This is a genomic window from Mycolicibacterium sp. XJ870, assembly GCF_053483975.1.
The window spans coordinates 197,682-212,914 of record NZ_JBEFTI010000001.1; the positions used below are offsets into that span (position 1 = coordinate 197,682).

At 64.4% G+C, this 15,233-nt stretch carries 18 protein-coding genes and 1 tRNA gene; 16 read left to right on the forward strand and 3 right to left on the reverse strand.

Annotation, left to right across the window (positions count from 1 at the left end; genetic code table 11):
• The first annotated feature begins 178 nt into the window (after positions 1-178).
• From ABQF30_RS01040 to ABQF30_RS01090, 11 genes are read left to right on the forward strand one after another with little or no spacing between them, the layout of a single operon-like run.
• Positions 179-1,048, forward strand: coding sequence for an MlaE family ABC transporter permease (locus tag ABQF30_RS01040; RefSeq protein WP_448460308.1), 870 nt, complete (start codon positions 179-181; stop codon positions 1,046-1,048).
• A gap of 1 nt (position 1,049) precedes the next feature.
• Positions 1,050-1,907 (forward strand): MlaE family ABC transporter permease, encoded by an 858-nt coding sequence (locus tag ABQF30_RS01045; protein ID WP_448460309.1) that lies wholly within the window; start codon positions 1,050-1,052, stop codon positions 1,905-1,907.
• A 9-nt stretch (positions 1,908-1,916) separates the two neighbouring features.
• Complete coding sequence (locus tag ABQF30_RS01050) at positions 1,917-3,521, forward strand: MlaD family protein (protein ID WP_448460311.1); 1,605 nt, start codon at positions 1,917-1,919, stop codon at positions 3,519-3,521.
• Entirely contained in the window at positions 3,518-4,573 is a 1,056-nt protein-coding gene (locus ABQF30_RS01055) for an MCE family protein (protein WP_448460312.1), read from the forward strand. The genes ABQF30_RS01050 and ABQF30_RS01055 overlap by 4 nt, the downstream gene beginning before the upstream one ends.
• Positions 4,566-5,609 (forward strand): MlaD family protein, encoded by a 1,044-nt coding sequence (locus ABQF30_RS01060; protein ID WP_448460314.1) that lies wholly within the window; start codon positions 4,566-4,568, stop codon positions 5,607-5,609. Before ABQF30_RS01055 ends, ABQF30_RS01060 begins: the two co-directional genes overlap by 8 nt.
• Complete coding sequence (locus ABQF30_RS01065) at positions 5,606-6,724, forward strand: MCE family protein (protein WP_448460316.1); 1,119 nt, start codon at positions 5,606-5,608, stop codon at positions 6,722-6,724. Before ABQF30_RS01060 ends, ABQF30_RS01065 begins: the two co-directional genes overlap by 4 nt.
• A complete protein-coding gene (locus tag ABQF30_RS01070; protein ID WP_448460318.1) occupies positions 6,724-7,971 on the forward strand; it encodes an MCE family protein in 1,248 nt (415 codons plus the stop codon). The genes ABQF30_RS01065 and ABQF30_RS01070 overlap by 1 nt, the downstream gene beginning before the upstream one ends.
• Entirely contained in the window at positions 7,968-9,218 is a 1,251-nt protein-coding gene (locus ABQF30_RS01075; RefSeq protein ID WP_448460320.1) for an MlaD family protein, read from the forward strand. The genes ABQF30_RS01070 and ABQF30_RS01075 overlap by 4 nt, the downstream gene beginning before the upstream one ends.
• Before the next feature lie 8 nt (positions 9,219-9,226).
• Positions 9,227-9,862 carry an Rv1363c family protein gene (locus tag ABQF30_RS01080; protein ID WP_448460322.1) on the forward strand — a complete coding sequence of 212 codons (636 nt, stop codon included), beginning with the start codon at positions 9,227-9,229 and terminating at the stop codon, positions 9,860-9,862.
• A gap of 2 nt (positions 9,863-9,864) precedes the next feature.
• Positions 9,865-10,659: a mannan-binding protein gene (locus tag ABQF30_RS01085; protein ID WP_448460324.1), complete on the forward strand. Its 795-nt coding sequence runs from the start codon at positions 9,865-9,867 to the stop codon at positions 10,657-10,659.
• Positions 10,660-10,661: 2 nt separating this feature from the next.
• Positions 10,662-10,928, forward strand: a complete 267-nt coding sequence (locus ABQF30_RS01090; protein ID WP_448460326.1) for a type II toxin-antitoxin system Phd/YefM family antitoxin — start codon at positions 10,662-10,664, stop codon at positions 10,926-10,928.
• A gap of 95 nt (positions 10,929-11,023) precedes the next feature.
• Here ABQF30_RS01090 and ABQF30_RS01095 read toward each other — a convergent pair whose 3' ends face one another.
• Entirely contained in the window at positions 11,024-11,515 is a 492-nt protein-coding gene (locus tag ABQF30_RS01095; protein WP_448460327.1) for a YajQ family cyclic di-GMP-binding protein, read from the reverse strand.
• A 108-nt stretch (positions 11,516-11,623) separates the two neighbouring features.
• On the opposite strand from ABQF30_RS01095, the gene ABQF30_RS01100 reads away from it, so the two are divergent.
• From ABQF30_RS01100 to ABQF30_RS01120, 5 genes are all read left to right on the forward strand, one after another.
• A tRNA-Tyr gene (locus ABQF30_RS01100) sits at positions 11,624-11,706 on the forward strand.
• A gap of 477 nt (positions 11,707-12,183) precedes the next feature.
• Positions 12,184-12,315, forward strand: coding sequence for a hypothetical protein (locus tag ABQF30_RS01105; RefSeq protein WP_448460329.1), 132 nt, complete (start codon positions 12,184-12,186; stop codon positions 12,313-12,315).
• 5 nt (positions 12,316-12,320) lie between these two features.
• Complete coding sequence (locus ABQF30_RS01110; RefSeq protein ID WP_448460330.1) at positions 12,321-12,674, forward strand: hypothetical protein; 354 nt, start codon at positions 12,321-12,323, stop codon at positions 12,672-12,674.
• Between the two features lie 130 nt (positions 12,675-12,804).
• Positions 12,805-13,122, forward strand: coding sequence for a hypothetical protein (locus ABQF30_RS01115; RefSeq protein ID WP_448460332.1), 318 nt, complete (start codon positions 12,805-12,807; stop codon positions 13,120-13,122).
• On the forward strand, positions 13,119-13,694 hold the full coding sequence (locus tag ABQF30_RS01120; protein ID WP_448460334.1) for a carboxymuconolactone decarboxylase family protein: 576 nt from the start codon (positions 13,119-13,121) through the stop codon (positions 13,692-13,694). Before ABQF30_RS01115 ends, ABQF30_RS01120 begins: the two co-directional genes overlap by 4 nt.
• 4 nt (positions 13,695-13,698) lie before the next feature.
• On the opposite strand, the gene ABQF30_RS01125 is transcribed toward ABQF30_RS01120, so the two are convergent.
• Both ABQF30_RS01125 and ABQF30_RS01130 read right to left on the reverse strand, forming a co-directional pair.
• The gene (locus ABQF30_RS01125; protein WP_448460336.1) at positions 13,699-13,980 is read right to left on the reverse strand and encodes a hypothetical protein; all 282 of its coding nucleotides are present in this window, start codon (positions 13,978-13,980) and stop codon (positions 13,699-13,701) included.
• 18 nt (positions 13,981-13,998) lie between these two features.
• A complete protein-coding gene (locus tag ABQF30_RS01130; protein WP_448460338.1) occupies positions 13,999-15,207 on the reverse strand; it encodes an inorganic phosphate transporter in 1,209 nt (402 codons plus the stop codon).
• Positions 15,208-15,233 lie beyond the last annotated feature (26 nt).

Here is a 15,233-nt window from a genome sequence, read left to right on the forward strand (position 1 = left end):
GGGTCTTGATTTGACGGGGTTATGTGAATGATAATTCGGCGGATCGTTGACGGCGCGGGCCTCCATGGCGGACCGGGTGACGGGGGATTGACGGGTCTTCCTACGCGCTGTAGGAAGTTCCTACACAGTGTAGGAAGGTTGGAGGGACCGTGAGCATCCACCTGCTGAACGAGAGAGGATGACCACGTCGCCTGAGCGCGTGTCTGATCAGGCCGGACCGGGCAACGGGCTCGAAGCCATCGAGAACTGGACCACCGGTTACGCCAGGCGTCATCCGATTGCGTCGCTCACCACCGTGGGCGACCAGTTCGTCCTCGGAGTGCGCACCCTGCAGTACTTGTTCACCGATCTGTTCACCGGCCGGTTCCAGTGGCAGGAGTTCATCCGGCAGGGCGCCTTCATGGCCGGCACGGCGGTGCTCCCGACGATTCTGGTGGCATTGCCGATCGGGGTGACGCTGTCGATCCAGTTCGCACTGTTGGCCGGGCAGGTAGGCGCCACCTCGCTGGCCGGAGCGGCCAGCGGTCTGGCCGTCATCCGTCAGGCCGCGTCGCTGACGGCCGCGATTCTGATGGCCGCCGCTGTCGGATCGGCGATAACGGCCGATCTGGGTTCGCGCACCATGCGCGAGGAGACCGACGCGATGGAGGTCATGGGTGTATCGGTGATCCGGCGCTTGGTGGTTCCGCGATTCGCGGCGGCCATCATGATCGGAGTCGCACTCACCGGCGTGGTGTGCTTCGTCGGCTTCCTGGCCAGTTACCTGTTCAACGTCTACTTCCAAAACGGTGCGGCAGGCAGCTTCGTTGCCACCTTCTCATCGTTCGCGACCACAGAAGACATGATCGTGGCGCTGGTCAAAGCGGTGATCTTCGGAGCCATCGTCGCCGTTGTCTCATGCCAGAAGGGGCTGTCCACCTCGGGCGGGCCGACGGGCGTCGCCAACTCGGTGAATGCGGCTGTCGTGGAATCGATTCTGGTGCTGATGGTCGTCAACGTCGCGATCAGCCAGCTCTACATCATGCTGTTCCCAAGGGTGGGACTGTGACATGAGCGCATCGACCTTCGTTCCTCCCGTGCTGGCGCCCTGGGTCAGGCTCTACCGACGCGTCTCGGCCCCGGTCATCCGGCTCGGGCACATGCTGGTCTTCTTCTTCCAGGCACTGTCCGGCATCCCGGTCGCGCTGCGCCATTACCGCAAAGAGTTCGTCCGGTTGTTGTCCGATATCACTTGGGGTAACGGCTCTCTCGTGGTCGGCGGCGGAACTGCGGGCGTGGCGATCGTGCTGGGCATCACCGTCGGCGCGCTCGTCGGAATCGAGGGATACAACTTCCTCGACCTGCTGGGCCTCGGGCCGGCGACGGGCATCATCTCCTCCCTGGTGAACACGCGCGAGCTGGCACCGATTGCCGCCTCGCTCGCATTCGCCACGCAGGCGGGTTGCCGATTCACCGCACAGCTCGGTTCGATGCGCATCGCTGAGGAGATCGATGCGTTGAACGCCTTGGCAATTCGGCCGATTCCCTATCTGGTGACGACGCGCCTGATGGCCTCGGTGATCGCGATCGTGCCGCTCTACGTCGCATGCCTGGCGGCCAGCTACCTGACCAGCCAACTCGTGGTCTTCGCGATCAGCGGCGGTTCGACCGGTTCTTATCTGCACTACTTCACGATGATGTTGTCCGCCCAGGACATCCTCTACTCACTGCTCAAGGCGATCGTCTTCGTGTGGATCGCCTCAACGATCCAGTGCTACTACGGGTTCTACGCCAGCGGGGGTCCGGTGGGGGTGGGCGTGGCCGCCGGTCACGCCATGCGGGCCAGCATCACCGTGGTGATCATGGTCAACATGCTGCTCACGATGGCTCTGTGGAGCGTCGACTCCGGAGCGAGGTTCGGGGGGTGAGGGACTACATTGCCGAATTCCATTGAGCTGGACGGCCGTGGACCGTCCGACCGGCAGCTGCTGAGCTGCGGAGTGGCGCTGTTGGTGGTCGCGGCGATCGTCACGGCGGTGCTGCTGGTCAAGTCGACCGGCCGGCTGGACCCCTACGTCCGAGTGGTGGCCAACCTGGTGAACGTCGGCGATGGGCTGCCGCAACGATCCGACGTGAAGTACCACGGCGTGTTGGTCGGCATGGTGCAGGACGTCACCCCTGCCGCGCACGGCCAACCCAACTACGTGCACATCGATCTGAAACCCGAATACGCCAGGTCGATTCCGGGCACCGTCACGGCGCGGGTGGTGCCCAGCAACGTGTTCGCGGTGTCTTCGGTGCAGTTGGTCGATAAGGGCCCGGGCCCTGCCATCCAGTCCGGCGCACACATCCCGGAGGACACCGAATTGCCGACGGTGTTGTTCCAAACCACCATCAGCAAGCTGCGCGACATCCTCGCCGCGACCGGACGCGGTCGCGAGGACAAGACGGTCGGCATCCTGGCTGCCGTCAACGCGGCCACCGAGGATCGTCGCACCGAATTGCTTGCCAGCGGCGCGCAATTGAACCGGCTCATCGACGAAACCAACGCGATCGTGGCAGCTGAGCCCGACGGGACGACGGTGTCTGCCCTCATCGACGCCACCCGAGGGCTGCAGGCCACCGCACCGGAACTGCTCGACTCGCTGCACCAAGCGGTCGAACCGATGCAGGTTCTGGTTGAGCAGCGTTCCCAACTCGACGCGCTGATCAGCGGCGGCATGCACACTATGAACACAACCGATACCGCGCTCAACAACCACACAGACCGCCTGGTCAAGATCACCTCGGAGCTGACGCCGGTGCTCGGCAACCTGGCGCAGACCTCGCGCCACTGGGTGCCTGCCTTCATCAAGCTGAATCAGCTGTCCGACAAGTTCTTCGACGAGGCGTGGATGCACGACCGCGACATCGGCAACATGCGGGTGAACCTGTCGTTCACGCCCAGCTACACCTATACCCGCGCCGACTGCCCGCAATACGGCGAGCTCAAAGGCCCGAGTTGTTACACCGCGCCGCTGGTGGTGACCCGACCGGCACTTCCCGAGGTGTTGTTGCCGCAGAACTACCAACCGCCGAAGGATCTGGCGCCGCCACCGGGCACGGTGCTGGGGGAGAATGGCAACCTGGTCGCAGTCGGTCCGCCCCTGGTCAATCCGAACCCGAGCTTGGCCGATCCCAATCCGCCACTGCCGCCGGGGATGACGCCGGCGCCACCGGTTCCCGGGTCCGCGAATTCGGCACTGCCCCCGACCCCGCCGCCACCGGTAAACCAGTCCCCGGTCGCGCCGGTTGCGCCGAAACCGTGGGATCCGCCGCCGCCCGCACCTCTGCCCCCGCCGCCGGGACCGGGTCCGGCGCCATTACTGCCCGCCGAGGCAGCACCCGCTTCATTCGGCGGCAACGTCGGCCCGGTCGGCAGTCCGCAGGAGCGCGCCCAACTCGGTGTCATCACCGGCCAACCGACCACAACGGCTACCCAGTTGCTACTCGGCCCAGTGGCGCGGGGGACCACAGTGTCTATTTCTGAGGAGCACCGATGAAGTACCGAGGCGCAATGATCGGGCTGTCGTTGTTCATGGTGGTTGCGGTGGCGTTGACCTGGCTGGTCTACGTCACGCTGCGCCGGGACGTGGCCGGCGAGACGGTGCCGTACGCCGCGGTCTTCACCGATGTGTTCGGCTTGCGTGAGGGTGACGACGTCCGAATGGCGGGTGTGCGGGTCGGCCGGGTGGAAAGCATTGAGCTGCAGGATAATCTGGCGAAGGTGTCGTTCGTGGTGCAAAGCGACCAACAAGTGTTGGGCACCACCGTCGCCTCGGTCACCTATCAGAACATCGTCGGGCAGCGTTATCTCGGATTGTCGTTGGGCAAGCTCGGGGATCCGGGCCCACTGCCGGCAGGCAGCGTGATCCCCGTCGAGCGCACTGATCCGTCTTTCGACGTCGATACGCTGCTCAACGGCTATGAGCCGCTGTTCAGCGTGCTCGACCCGCAGCACGCAGACAACCTGACCAAAGGCGTCATCCAGTCGCTGCAGGGCGATGAAGGCTCGCTCACCGCGCTGGTCGACCAGACCGGCAAGCTCACCGAGTCGTTCGCCGGGCAGGACGAACAACTCGGCGAGGTGATCACCGACCTGAACGTTGTGACGGCCAACCTCGCCCGCCACAACGAAGACCTGGACCACGTCATCGGTGAAGCCCGAACAGTGGTGTCCACGTTCGACGCCCGGCGTCCCCAGCTCGTTGACTCGATGGGTTCGATCGCCAAGGTGGTGCGCCAACTGTCGACCGTCTCCGATGAGGTGTACCCGTCACTGAACGAACTGGTCACCCGCGAGCCCGGATTCGCGGCGCACATGGTGGGCCTCGAGCCGCAACTGGCGTTCACCGGCGCCAATCTCCCGCTTTTGCTCAAGGGATTCGCGCGGATCACCGGTGAAGGCTCCTACGCCAATGCCTACGCGTGCGACCTGAACATTCAGGGATTCTTCCCCGGTCTCAATGATGTGGTGCCGATCATCGTCGACGCCGCCACCCCCGGCAACAAGGCGCAGTACAGCCCGAAGTGCAGGAGCATGGCCAATGGCTGACACGTCCAAGCCGCGGCGCAGGCGGCGCCCTCTGGAGAATCGCAACAGGACCTGGTTGGGAATCATTGCGGTCGCGGTCATTTCGGTGCTCGTCGCAACACTGCTGTTGATCAAGGTCGCCAACATCGGCTATCGCGACTACACCGCGCACTTTCTCCAGGCGGCGGCACTGCGGCCGGGGAACCCGATCACGGTCGCGGGGATCCCGGTCGGGGAGGTGATGAGCATGAAGCTCGCAGGCGATCATGTCGAAGCAAACCTCAAGGTCCGCAACGACGTTGCGCTCGGGGAGGACTCCCGGGCCTCGATCAAGATCACCACTATCCTGGGGTCCCGATATCTGGCGCTGTACCCGAGTGGGTCAGGAACAGTGCGGGACAACATGTTTGACCTCACCCACACCGAGGTGCCCTACGATCTGCAGGAAGCGCTCGCAGACGTCACCAGAACCTACGAACAGGTCGACACCGACAAGTTCGCCCAGTCACTGGCGATTCTGGGTCAGCAGATGAAGACGCTGCCTCCGGTGGTCCCGCAGGCGCTGGCGAATACCCACACGTTGTCGACGATCATCGCGCAGCGACGGGACCAATTGGGTGAGCTACTGGAAACCACCGAACTGATCAGCAATACGCTGCGCCGCCAGCAGTCGACGATCGGTAACTTGGTAGACCAAGGCAATTCGTTGCTCGGTGAGTTCGTCGCACGGCGTGCCACCTTCCACGCGATGATGGACGCGCTCACCAACCTCGTCCAAACGTTGAGCAACATCGTCATCGACGACCGCCCAGAGCTGGAGGAGCTCCTGCGCAACCTGCGCGAGCTGTCCGGCATGCTGGGCCAGCACGACGACCTGCTTCGCAGCATCCTGCAATCCGCGCCGATCGCGTTGCGCGGCTTGACCAATGCCACCGGCAACGGCAACGCTGTCGACTTCAACGCCACCAACGGCCTGCTGATCGACTCCTGGATGTGCGCGATCAGCGGCCGGGCCAAGCAGTTCGGCATGATCCAGTACTTCAAGGACTGCAAATGAGAATCGGAAAGTCTCGGTTGGCGGTTCTGGTCATCGCTGCCCTCACGGTGGCAGCGGTGGTCATCGCGGCGGTGGTGATCTACACCAAGGATCAGCTCGACATCATCTCGGTGACCGCTCAGTTCGACAGCGCTGCAGGTCTCTACGACGGCAACACTGTGGCGGTGCTCGGGATGCCGGTGGGCAAGGTCACCAAGATCACCCCGAAAGGCAGCTACGTCGAAGTCGAGTTCACCGTCGACAAGGACGTCAAGATCCCAGCCGACGCCCAGGCCGTCACGATCTCGAACTCGATTCTGACCGACCGGCAGATCGAACTGACTCCGCCTTATCGTGGCGGTGACATCCTGGAAGACCACGCCACCATCGGGCTGCACCGGACTCAGACCCCGGTCGAATTCGCCCGGGTGCTCGATGTTCTGGACAAGCTGTCCGTCTCCCTGCAGGGGGACGGGAAAGGCAATGGCCCGGTCAAAGACGTCGTCGACGCCAGCGCAGCGATCGCCGACGGGAACGGCCAACAGATGAAGGATGCCCTCGGTGAGTTGTCGAATGCGTTGCGGCTCAGTGCCGACAGGGGCACGGTGACCAAAGATCAGCTCACCACCATCATCCGCAACCTGAGTTCGTTGTCGGAGGCAACCACCAGGAACGACGCGACGATGCGTGATTTCGGTTCGTCGGTGCGCGCCCTCAGCCAGATCCTGGCCGATGAGGATCTCGGAACCGGCTCCACCGGTAAGAAGATCAATGAGGTGCTGACCCATACCGCCGAGGTCCTCGAAACCCATCGGGATGCCATCAAAGACATCGTCGCCAACGGCGACACCGTCTTGACGACCGCCGTCGATCATGAACGCGATCTCGCCGAGCTCCTCGATGTCGCGCCTATGACGCTGGACAACCTGTACAACGTCGTCGACCAGAAGAACGGCGCGCTGCGGGTGAAGGTGCTGACCGACCGGGTGTTGTTCGACAACCAGTTCATCAAGGAGGTCTGCAACGTTATGGGTCTGCGCCAGTTGGGCTGTAGCACAGGCACTTTGCAGGACTTCGGACCAGACTTCGGACTGTCCTACATGCTGGACGGGCTTGCGGCGATGGGACAGAAGTGATGGGCGCCGATCGAAGGTTACCCGTGGCGCTGGCGATGGCTGCGTGTCTCACGGTTTCAGGCTGTGCCACTGAGGGTTTGGCGAGCCTGCCGCTGCCCGCACCCGGCGTGGGATCCGGTGGCTACCGGGTGACCGCGGTGTTTTCCAATGCGCTCAACCTGCCTGCCAATGCCAAGGTGAAACTCGCCGGCGCCGACGTCGGACAGATGGAGTCGATGGTGGCGCGTAACTACACCGCGGTAACCACCTTGCGGATCATGGACGGGGTGCGGTTACCGCAGGGCAGCACCGCCGAATTGCGTTCCGCCACCCCGTTGGGAGACGTCTTCGTCGCCATCAAGCCACCGAGCCCCACTGACCCCGGGGCCCAGTTGCTCAAAGACGGCGACACCATCGGATTGGAGTCGACCACGGCGGCGGCAACCGTCGAATCGGTGCTGAGTTCAGCGGCGGTTCTGGTGAATGGCGGTGCCGTGCGCAACTTCACGAACATCATCAACGGGTTGGGCAAGGCCACCGGCGACCAAGGCCAGGCGTTCGGCAACCTCATCCGTAAGACCAACCAGACCCTGGGCACGCTGAACAACCGATCCGGCCAGATCTCGACGGCGATCACCGAGACCTCACGGTTGGTCGAGCAGATCGAGGCCAAGAACCAGACGATCAGTGACGTGATGGCGCAAGCGCGGCCGGCCACCGACACCTTGGCCGCTCACACCACTCAGATCGCCGATCTGGTGGACCAGGTCGGTGATGTCTCCGACCAGCTGCGCAAGTTCCCGTCGATCGCCGGTACCGACACCAGCGGCCGCAGCGTCATCGGCGATGCGAATACGGTTGCGGGGGCGTGGAATGACGTCGTGCTGACCCCCGACGCAACCCTCTACGCGCTCAACCGGCTGATGCCACCGCTGGTCAAGTCCACGACCAGCAACGCGCTCGGGGTGAACGCGAGCATCGATCGATTGGTTCTCGGGAGCATCCCGGATATCGGATTCGCCGGAGACCCCGGCTTTCACGGTCCGAAGCGCCACGACTGGCATCAGTTGGTGGGCGCGTTCAAGTACACGCTGTGGCGCCTGCAGGAGAAGGTCGTCGGCAAGGGTCCCGGTGTGCCGCAGGTCCCGGTGATCCCCAGCCCGACTGAGCCCGGTCAACTGGAAGTCGCACCGCACGCGGGAGGACCGGCGCCGGCTGCTCCGCCACCGCCCGGGCCCGACCCCCTGCCTGCTGAGGCGCCGCGATGATAGGGACAGCCGCCGATCGACTTGTCGACCTCGTCCGGTTCGGTTACCGGCGTCGGGCGTGGCTGTCGGCGGCGGGCTTGATCATGGTTCTGGTGGTGGCGACCGGCTATCTGCTGTTCGGCGCGCTGCGGGTAAACCCGTTCGCATCGCAATACGTGTTCACGGTCCAACTGCCCGAGTCGGCCGGCCTGCTGCCCAATCAGGACGTGACGTTACGTGGGGTGCCGATCGGACGGGTGCAACAACTCGACATAACCCCAACTGGGGTGAATGCTCTGGTCAACGTCAGATCGACGGTGAAGATCCCGGAGTCCAGTGCCGTCCGGGTGTCGGGATTGTCGCCGGCCGGTGAGCAGTACATCGACTTTGTACCCGATACGGACCGAGGACCGTTCCTGGCCGACGGCAGCGTCATCGCGCTCGGAAAGGCCACGGTGCCTGTCAGTCTGGCGGAGTTGCTGGCCAATGCCGATGGGGCACTCGCTCAGGCCGACCCGGCGAAGCTCGAACTCATCAGGCGGGAGTTGAGTCTCAGCGACGCCGGCCCGCAGAAGCTTGCGGACATCATCGACGGCGGCACGTTCCTGCTGTCCACGATCGACTCGGTGTTGCCGGAGACCAGCAGCCTGCTGCGCAGCAGCCGCTCTGTGTTCACGCTGCTGGCCGATAAGAACGCCGGAATCGATGTTGCCTCAGACAATCTCACCGAAACCTTCGTCGGCATCAACACGATGCGGGACGGCTACCGCCGGCTCACCAACCAGACGCCGGGAGCACTGACATCAGTCGACAACCTGTTCATCGACAACTCCGACACCATGGTGCAGCTGCTCGGCAACCTGACGACCACCTCCCGGCTGCTCTACCTGCGGGTGCCGGCGCTGAATGCGTTGTTCCCCGACTACCGTACGTCGCTTCTCGATGCGCTCGGCACGACGATGCACGACCACGGGCTGTGGGCGACTGGTGACGTCTACCCGCGCTACTCCTGCGATTACGGAACACCGCGCCTCCCGCCGTCGGCAGCCGATTACCCCGAGCCGTTCATGTACACGTACTGCCGCGATGATCATCCCGGAGTTCTGATCCGCGGCGCCAAGAACGCGCCTCGGCCGGCCGGCGACGACACCGCCGGACCGCCGCCGGGGGCCGACCTCGGTCGGCAGACGGACCCGACCCCGAAGGGCCGGTTCACAATTCCCACCCCCTATGGTGGCCCGACACTTCCGATCGAGCCGCCACGCTGAGCTAGGAGATGACGTTGTCTGTGACAGCTGACAAAGACACCGATAAGGACACCGAACCCGACGACAAAGATGTCGGCGAGACGACTGGCGATGTCGACGAGGAAGTCGATGTCGACGAGAAGGCCGACACTGCAGAGGAATCCGACGCCGCGCAGGCCGAGCGCCGGTGGCCGCGCAGGGTCCTCATCGGAGCGGTTGCTGCACTGGTGGTCGCCGCGCTGGCCGCAACCGGCTTCCTTGGCTGGCAATTCTGGCAGCACCGGCAGGTCGAGAGCGCCGGGCAGGCTGCCAAGCAGGCTGCAGTCGAGTATGCGGCGGTACTCACCAGCATCGATACCGCGAAAGTCGACGAGAATTTCACCCAGGTGCTCGACGGCGCGACGGGTGAGTTCAAGGACATGTACTCGAAGTCCAGTACGGAGCTGCGTCAGTTGCTGATTGACAACAAGGCATCCGCGCACGGTGTGGTGCTGGAGTCGGCCGTGCAGTCAGCAGCCAAGGACAAGGTCGTGGTGCTGCTGTTTGTCGATCAATCGGTGTCGAACACTCACGTGCCCGATCCGCGTATCGATCGCAGCAGGATCAAGATGACGATGGAGTATGTCGACGGCCGCTGGCGCGCAAGCAAAGTCGAGTTGCCGTAGCCATGCGTCGCGCGATGGTGGGGGCGGTGGTGATGGCAGTGGCACTCGCTACTGCGCCGTCGGCTGCGGCGTCGGCTCCGTCGTTCTGTAGTGAGCTCGGGGGCAACTGGGACGGACAGTTCTGTCGCACTGCGGTCACCTCGGAACGAAAAGCCGTCCGCGACATCAAGATGGCGCTGCCCGGCGACCTGGTGGAAAACCCCGTCATCCGGGAGTACCTGACCAACCTGATGAACAACTGGCGCAATGCCGCGAGCAAGATGGTCCAGGACAGCTTCGGCGAGCAGCGCTTCGAGATATTCCGGCACGGCGGCGCGATGAGCGTCGTCTTTCACGAGATGTACTCGGGCACAGTCGGTACCGACGCCCTCGCACACCCGAACGCGCCCATCATCAGCGACGCCTACCGCACCTTCACCTTCGCTGGCGGGCGGCAGTTGCAATTGGCCGACCTGTTCAAACCGGACGTCGACCACCGGGCCGAGATCCCGCGCCTGGGTGCGCCGTTCATCGTCGCCGCGCTCGATGCCGCACCGCCGCCGCACCAGCCCGGCACCTATCCATTCACCCCGGATCGTTGGACACCCGACAAGGTGTATTCGGGCGGCTACAAGGCGTGGGCGCTGACCCCGGACGAACTCATCCTCTACATGCCGGATTATCCGGTGGGACGCGACAGCCCGATCGACTTCACCCCGGGCATGATGCAGTGGTCGATGGATGGTGGCACCGTGCAGGCGCACATCCCGCTGTCCGCGCTGAGCCCCGTCCTGCGGCCCGAATACGGTGGAGCCTAGCCATGCGCATCATCGGCATCGGGCAACTACGCGGCGACACCCGAAACTACGTCGAACGTGTCGCGTCCGGCGAAACCTTCGAGGTGCTGCGCCGGGGCCGTCCCATCGCGCGATTGCATGCCGCGCACAACGCCCACCAGATGCTTATCCCCGTGACGCTCAGCGAGTTGCGCACGCGGGCCGCGCGGGTGCTCGACCGCGTGGCGGCGGGGGAGACCATCGCCGTCGAGCACCGCGGCCGAACCGTCGCTGCGCTGTGGCCGGTGTAGCGCGTGCAACTGATCCCAATGTGCGCCGAACGTGAAGAAGATCGCGAGATTCCTCGGACATCTCGCGATCTTCTTCACATTGGGCCGAGAGAGCTTTAGCGGTAGTTGACGAACTGCAGTGCCACGTCCAGATCGGCGCCCCGCAGCAGCGACTGAACGGCCTGCAGGTCGTCGCGCTTCTTGGAACTGACCCGGATCTCCTCACCCTGGATCTGCGCCTTGACGCCCTTGGGGCCCTCGTCGCGGATGATCTTGGTGATCTTCTTGGCCTGCTCGCTGCTGATGCCTTGTTTGATGTCGCCGGTGACCTTGTAGGTCTTGCCGCTGGCTTGGGGCTCGCCGGCGTCGAACGCCTTCATCGAGATGTCGCGGCGCACCAATTTCTCCTTGAACACGTCGACCGCGGCCTTGACGCGCTCCTCGGTGCTAGAGGTGATTTCGACCACCTCGTCGCCCTTCCAGGCGATGGTGGTGTCGGTGCCGCGGAAGTCGAACCGAGTGGCCAGCTCCTTGGCGGCCTGGTTGAGCGCGTTGTCGACCTCCTGGCGGTCGACCTTGCTCACGACGTCGAAGCTGGAATCCGCCATTGGACGCCTCTCCTCTCCTCGGTGGGTGGTGCCGGTTTGGAATTTAGGTACATCCTCGTTGTACCCTGCTAGTCGCACCAAACCGGGATCCGGGGCGGCGCAAAACCAGGCAGATTGCCCGAGCGGCCAATGGGAGCGGACTGTAAATCCGTCGGCTTACGCCTACGCAGGTTCGAATCCTGCATCTGCCACGCAGGTCAGCCCCACTTTCTAGTGGGGCTGATTGCGTTTCAGGGGTCGGAATTCTCTCATTTTCTAACAAGTCGCGCCAAACTCTGCGCGGCGCTGATCAGGGCTTCCGGCTGGGAGTGCACATAGGTGGCCATGGTGAACGCTTTGCTGGCGCCGCATGGGCACATCTTTCAGGTGCACAACATCTTTCAGGTGCACAAGGTGCCGTACCCGCGGCTAGGAGCGTCCGGGCCCACCGTGACGCCGAATTGACGAGTTCAGGGTGAGGCGCTGCTGTCGTCGGTAAACCCGCGTGCGGCTGTAATACGTGTGTAATACACTGATCGTGTGGCGATCACCTGGGGGCGAGGACCGAGACGAGCACCTCGCCCGCCACGGTGTCACCATCGAGCAAGCCAGCGAGGCCCTGGCCGACCCCGAGCGCGTCGTCATCCGCCCCGACTACGCGAGCGTCTCTGGCCGCGGTATTCGCACGGTTGGCTGGTCAGCCCAGCTTCGACGACCTGCTCGCGGTCCTGAGCTACATCGACAATCAGGGCGTTGAACAGGGCACCACCGCGTTCCGCGCCAAGGGCCGGGATCGTCGCCACTACTACGAACAGGAGTGAACACTATGAACGACAAAGAACTCCGCGATCTCATGGACGCTGAGGCGGAGGAAGCGGCGAATGCGCCGGATGAGGATGACGGTGCATCGTTGCCTGCGCACGTGAACGTGTCGCGTCCGGGCCGTGCGCGTTCCCGGGTGCTGCAGGTGCGGTTGAACCCTGACGAGTTCGAGGCGATCGAGCGGATCGCGGCGCGGCGTGGGTTGCCGGCGTCGACGGTTGCGCGTGACTGGCTGCTGCGGATGATCCGTGAGGACGAGGCGCAGGCTGGGGAAATGGACGTGACGACTTTGCTCCATCACCTGGAGGCGACGGTGGCGCAGCTGCGGCACGCGCGGACTGCTGAGTGCCGACGCTGACCGCAGCCACCCGCGGAGCTGGAGCGCCGACGCCGAACCTACCTATGTCGCATTCGACTCCCGCCGATCGTCGTAGGTATAGAAAGGAAGACGCGTACCTTCCGGCGCCGATCCGAGGAGGCCCTGAACGATGACGGACATCACCAAACTGCACGACGCGCTCGTCACCCGCGTCCTGGAGAGCGACGCGATGACGTCACGTGAGACGCGCCGGGCCGCGTTCGACAATGCCGGTCGCAGTGAGTCCGGGCCCATTCGCACACTGATCGAGAAGGTGGCCCACCACGCCGATCAAGTGACCGACGAGGACGTCGACGCTGTGCGGGCCACCGGGCTCAACGAAGACCAGATCTTTGAGATCGTGGTGTGCGCCGCGATCGGCCAGGCCACCCGCCAGTACGACAATGCGCGCGCCGCCTTGTCCATCGCGACGGAAGGCGACCGATGAGGCTGGAAATCCTCGACCGTGGGCATCGCCTGCGTACGAAGGCCCTGCTGACTTTGATTCGGGTGGTTTCGCGTCAGCCGGTGGTCGACGCCGTCAAGCTGGCGTTCTACCGTCCTGACTTCTACGGCGCCGGTGATCTGACCCACGAGGCGATGCGCGGCCCATCGGACTGGTCGGTCGGCGATCGGGAGCTGATGGCGGCGTACGTCGCGAAGGTCAACGAATCAGCGTTCTGCGTCGCGGCGCACTCGGCCACGTCGAGCCAGTGGTACGGCGATGCCGACAAGGTTGCCGCGACGCTTGCCGACCCGGACACGGCGCCGATCGAAGAGCCGCTCCGTGCGACGCTTCGCATGCTCGGCAAGCTCACCCGTGAGCGCGGGATCGATGCGGACGACGTTCGAGCCGTTTTGGCGGCCGGCGCATCTCGTCAGCAGATCGACGACGCGTTGGCCGTGTGTCTGGCCTTCGACATAACCGCCCGACTGTCCAATGCGTTTGCCTTCGACATCGCGCCCCCAGCGGCGATGAACGCCGGTGCACGCCACCTCTTGAAGCGCGGCTACCGGTAGGCGATTACTTCGCCTCGGCGCCCAGGATGTACCAGCCGGTGTGATGTCCGATGAAGTCGCGGGCGATGAACAGGACGCCGAGAACGACGACTGCCAACACCAGCGTGACGATCACCCAGCTGAGGGCGGTCAGGACACGGTTTCGCGTCGCACCAGCGCCGACATCACCGGCACCCACGGCATTGAGCCGGACGCCCGCCGCGAACACGACAGGCACAGCAGCCCCGAGGAGGAGGCCGAACAGCAAGATCTTGCCGACGGCTGCAAGGTTGATCCAAGCGCTCATTGTCGTCTTCTCCGGTCTCTAAACGGGGTCCAAGGCGGTTTCAACAGCGGCCGCCACATGGGGCGCCGACTGCACAGGCGCACGCTTGAGCGGGTCCGCTCCGGCGGTCAGGCTGCCCTGCCACTCGTCGTTGACGTTCTTGTGGTCGATCGGCGGCTTACGCGATTTCAGCCAGATGGGGACCGCGACCGCCAACAGCAGCAGGAAGCCGGTCAGGGTGCCGGCGAAACCGCCGATGCCATGCACGACGAAGTAGGTGACAGCGCCGACGAGGCCGGCGGCGGGCAGGGTGACCAGCCAGGCGGTGACCATGCTTCGGGCGACGCCCCAACGGACCTCGGCGCGGCGGCCGACGCCGCTGCCCAGGATCGAGCCGGTCGCGACGTGTGTGGTCGACAGCGAGTAGCCGAAGCTGCTGGACAGCAGAATGATTGCGGCCGAGGAACATTCGGCGGCCATGCCCTGAGGTGCCTCGGTGTCGACCAGGCCCTTGCCCAGGGTGCGGATGACGCGCCAACCGCCCGACAGGGTGCCGAGCGCGATTGCGACGGCGCAGGCCACGACGACCCAGAACGGCGGCATGGTGGCGGACTCGTCGATGGCGCCGTAGGAGATCAGCGCCAGGAAGATCACGCCCATCGTCTTCTGGGCGTCGTTGGTGCCGTGCGCCAGCGAGATGAGCGACGCTGAGCCGATTTGGCCGTACCGGAATCCGGCCTCTGTCCGCGCGCCGGACAGACCACGGATCATCCGGTAAACCCCCCAGCTGCCCAACCCGGCGACCAGGCCGGCGATCAGCGGGGCCAACACTGCCGGGACGATCACTGTCGACACCACGCCCTGCCAGATCACGCCGTGTCCACCGGCCGCGGCGAGCATCGCGCCGATGATGCCGCCGATCAGCGCGTGCGACGAGCTTGACGGGATGCCGAGCAGCCAGGTCAGCAGATTCCAGGTGATGCCGCCGACCAGCCCGGCGAACACCAGCTCCAGGGTGACGAGGTTGGCGTCGACCAATCCCTTGGCGATCGTGGCCGCGACCGCGGTCGACAGGAACGCGCCCACGAGGTTGAGCACGGCGGACAACGCAACGGCGGTCCGCGGCTTCAGTGCACCGCTGGCGATCGATGTCGCCATGGCATTGCCGGTGTCATGGAAGCCGTTGGTGAAATCGAACACCAGTGCGGTGAAAACAACGATGCAGAGCAGGAGAAACTGAACATCCACAAGCAATAAGTATGACTTTAACTACT

Excerpts from the sequence above, each read along its gene's own strand:
- ABQF30_RS01115 (WP_448460332.1), top strand. The coding sequence starts at position 12,805 with ATGACGGACATCACCAAACTGCACGACGCGCTCGTCACCCGCGTCCTG.
- ABQF30_RS01090 (WP_448460326.1), top strand. The coding sequence starts at position 10,662 with ATGCGCATCATCGGCATCGGGCAACTACGCGGCGACACCCGAAACTAC.
- ABQF30_RS01070 (WP_448460318.1), top strand. The coding sequence starts at position 6,724 with ATGGGCGCCGATCGAAGGTTACCCGTGGCGCTGGCGATGGCTGCGTGT.
- ABQF30_RS01060 (WP_448460314.1), top strand. The coding sequence starts at position 4,566 with ATGGCTGACACGTCCAAGCCGCGGCGCAGGCGGCGCCCTCTGGAGAAT.
- ABQF30_RS01080 (WP_448460322.1), top strand. The coding sequence starts at position 9,227 with ATGACGTTGTCTGTGACAGCTGACAAAGACACCGATAAGGACACCGAA.
- ABQF30_RS01065 (WP_448460316.1), top strand. The coding sequence starts at position 5,606 with ATGAGAATCGGAAAGTCTCGGTTGGCGGTTCTGGTCATCGCTGCCCTC.
- ABQF30_RS01120 (WP_448460334.1), top strand. The coding sequence starts at position 13,119 with ATGAGGCTGGAAATCCTCGACCGTGGGCATCGCCTGCGTACGAAGGCC.
- ABQF30_RS01055 (WP_448460312.1), top strand. The coding sequence starts at position 3,518 with ATGAAGTACCGAGGCGCAATGATCGGGCTGTCGTTGTTCATGGTGGTT.
- ABQF30_RS01110 (WP_448460330.1), top strand. The coding sequence starts at position 12,321 with ATGAACGACAAAGAACTCCGCGATCTCATGGACGCTGAGGCGGAGGAA.
- ABQF30_RS01085 (WP_448460324.1), top strand. The coding sequence starts at position 9,865 with ATGCGTCGCGCGATGGTGGGGGCGGTGGTGATGGCAGTGGCACTCGCT.
- ABQF30_RS01125 (WP_448460336.1), bottom strand. The coding sequence starts at position 13,980 with ATGAGCGCTTGGATCAACCTTGCAGCCGTCGGCAAGATCTTGCTGTTC.
- ABQF30_RS01040 (WP_448460308.1), top strand. The coding sequence starts at position 179 with ATGACCACGTCGCCTGAGCGCGTGTCTGATCAGGCCGGACCGGGCAAC.
- ABQF30_RS01095 (WP_448460327.1), bottom strand. The coding sequence starts at position 11,515 with ATGGCGGATTCCAGCTTCGACGTCGTGAGCAAGGTCGACCGCCAGGAG.
- ABQF30_RS01075 (WP_448460320.1), top strand. The coding sequence starts at position 7,968 with ATGATAGGGACAGCCGCCGATCGACTTGTCGACCTCGTCCGGTTCGGT.
- ABQF30_RS01045 (WP_448460309.1), top strand. The coding sequence starts at position 1,050 with ATGAGCGCATCGACCTTCGTTCCTCCCGTGCTGGCGCCCTGGGTCAGG.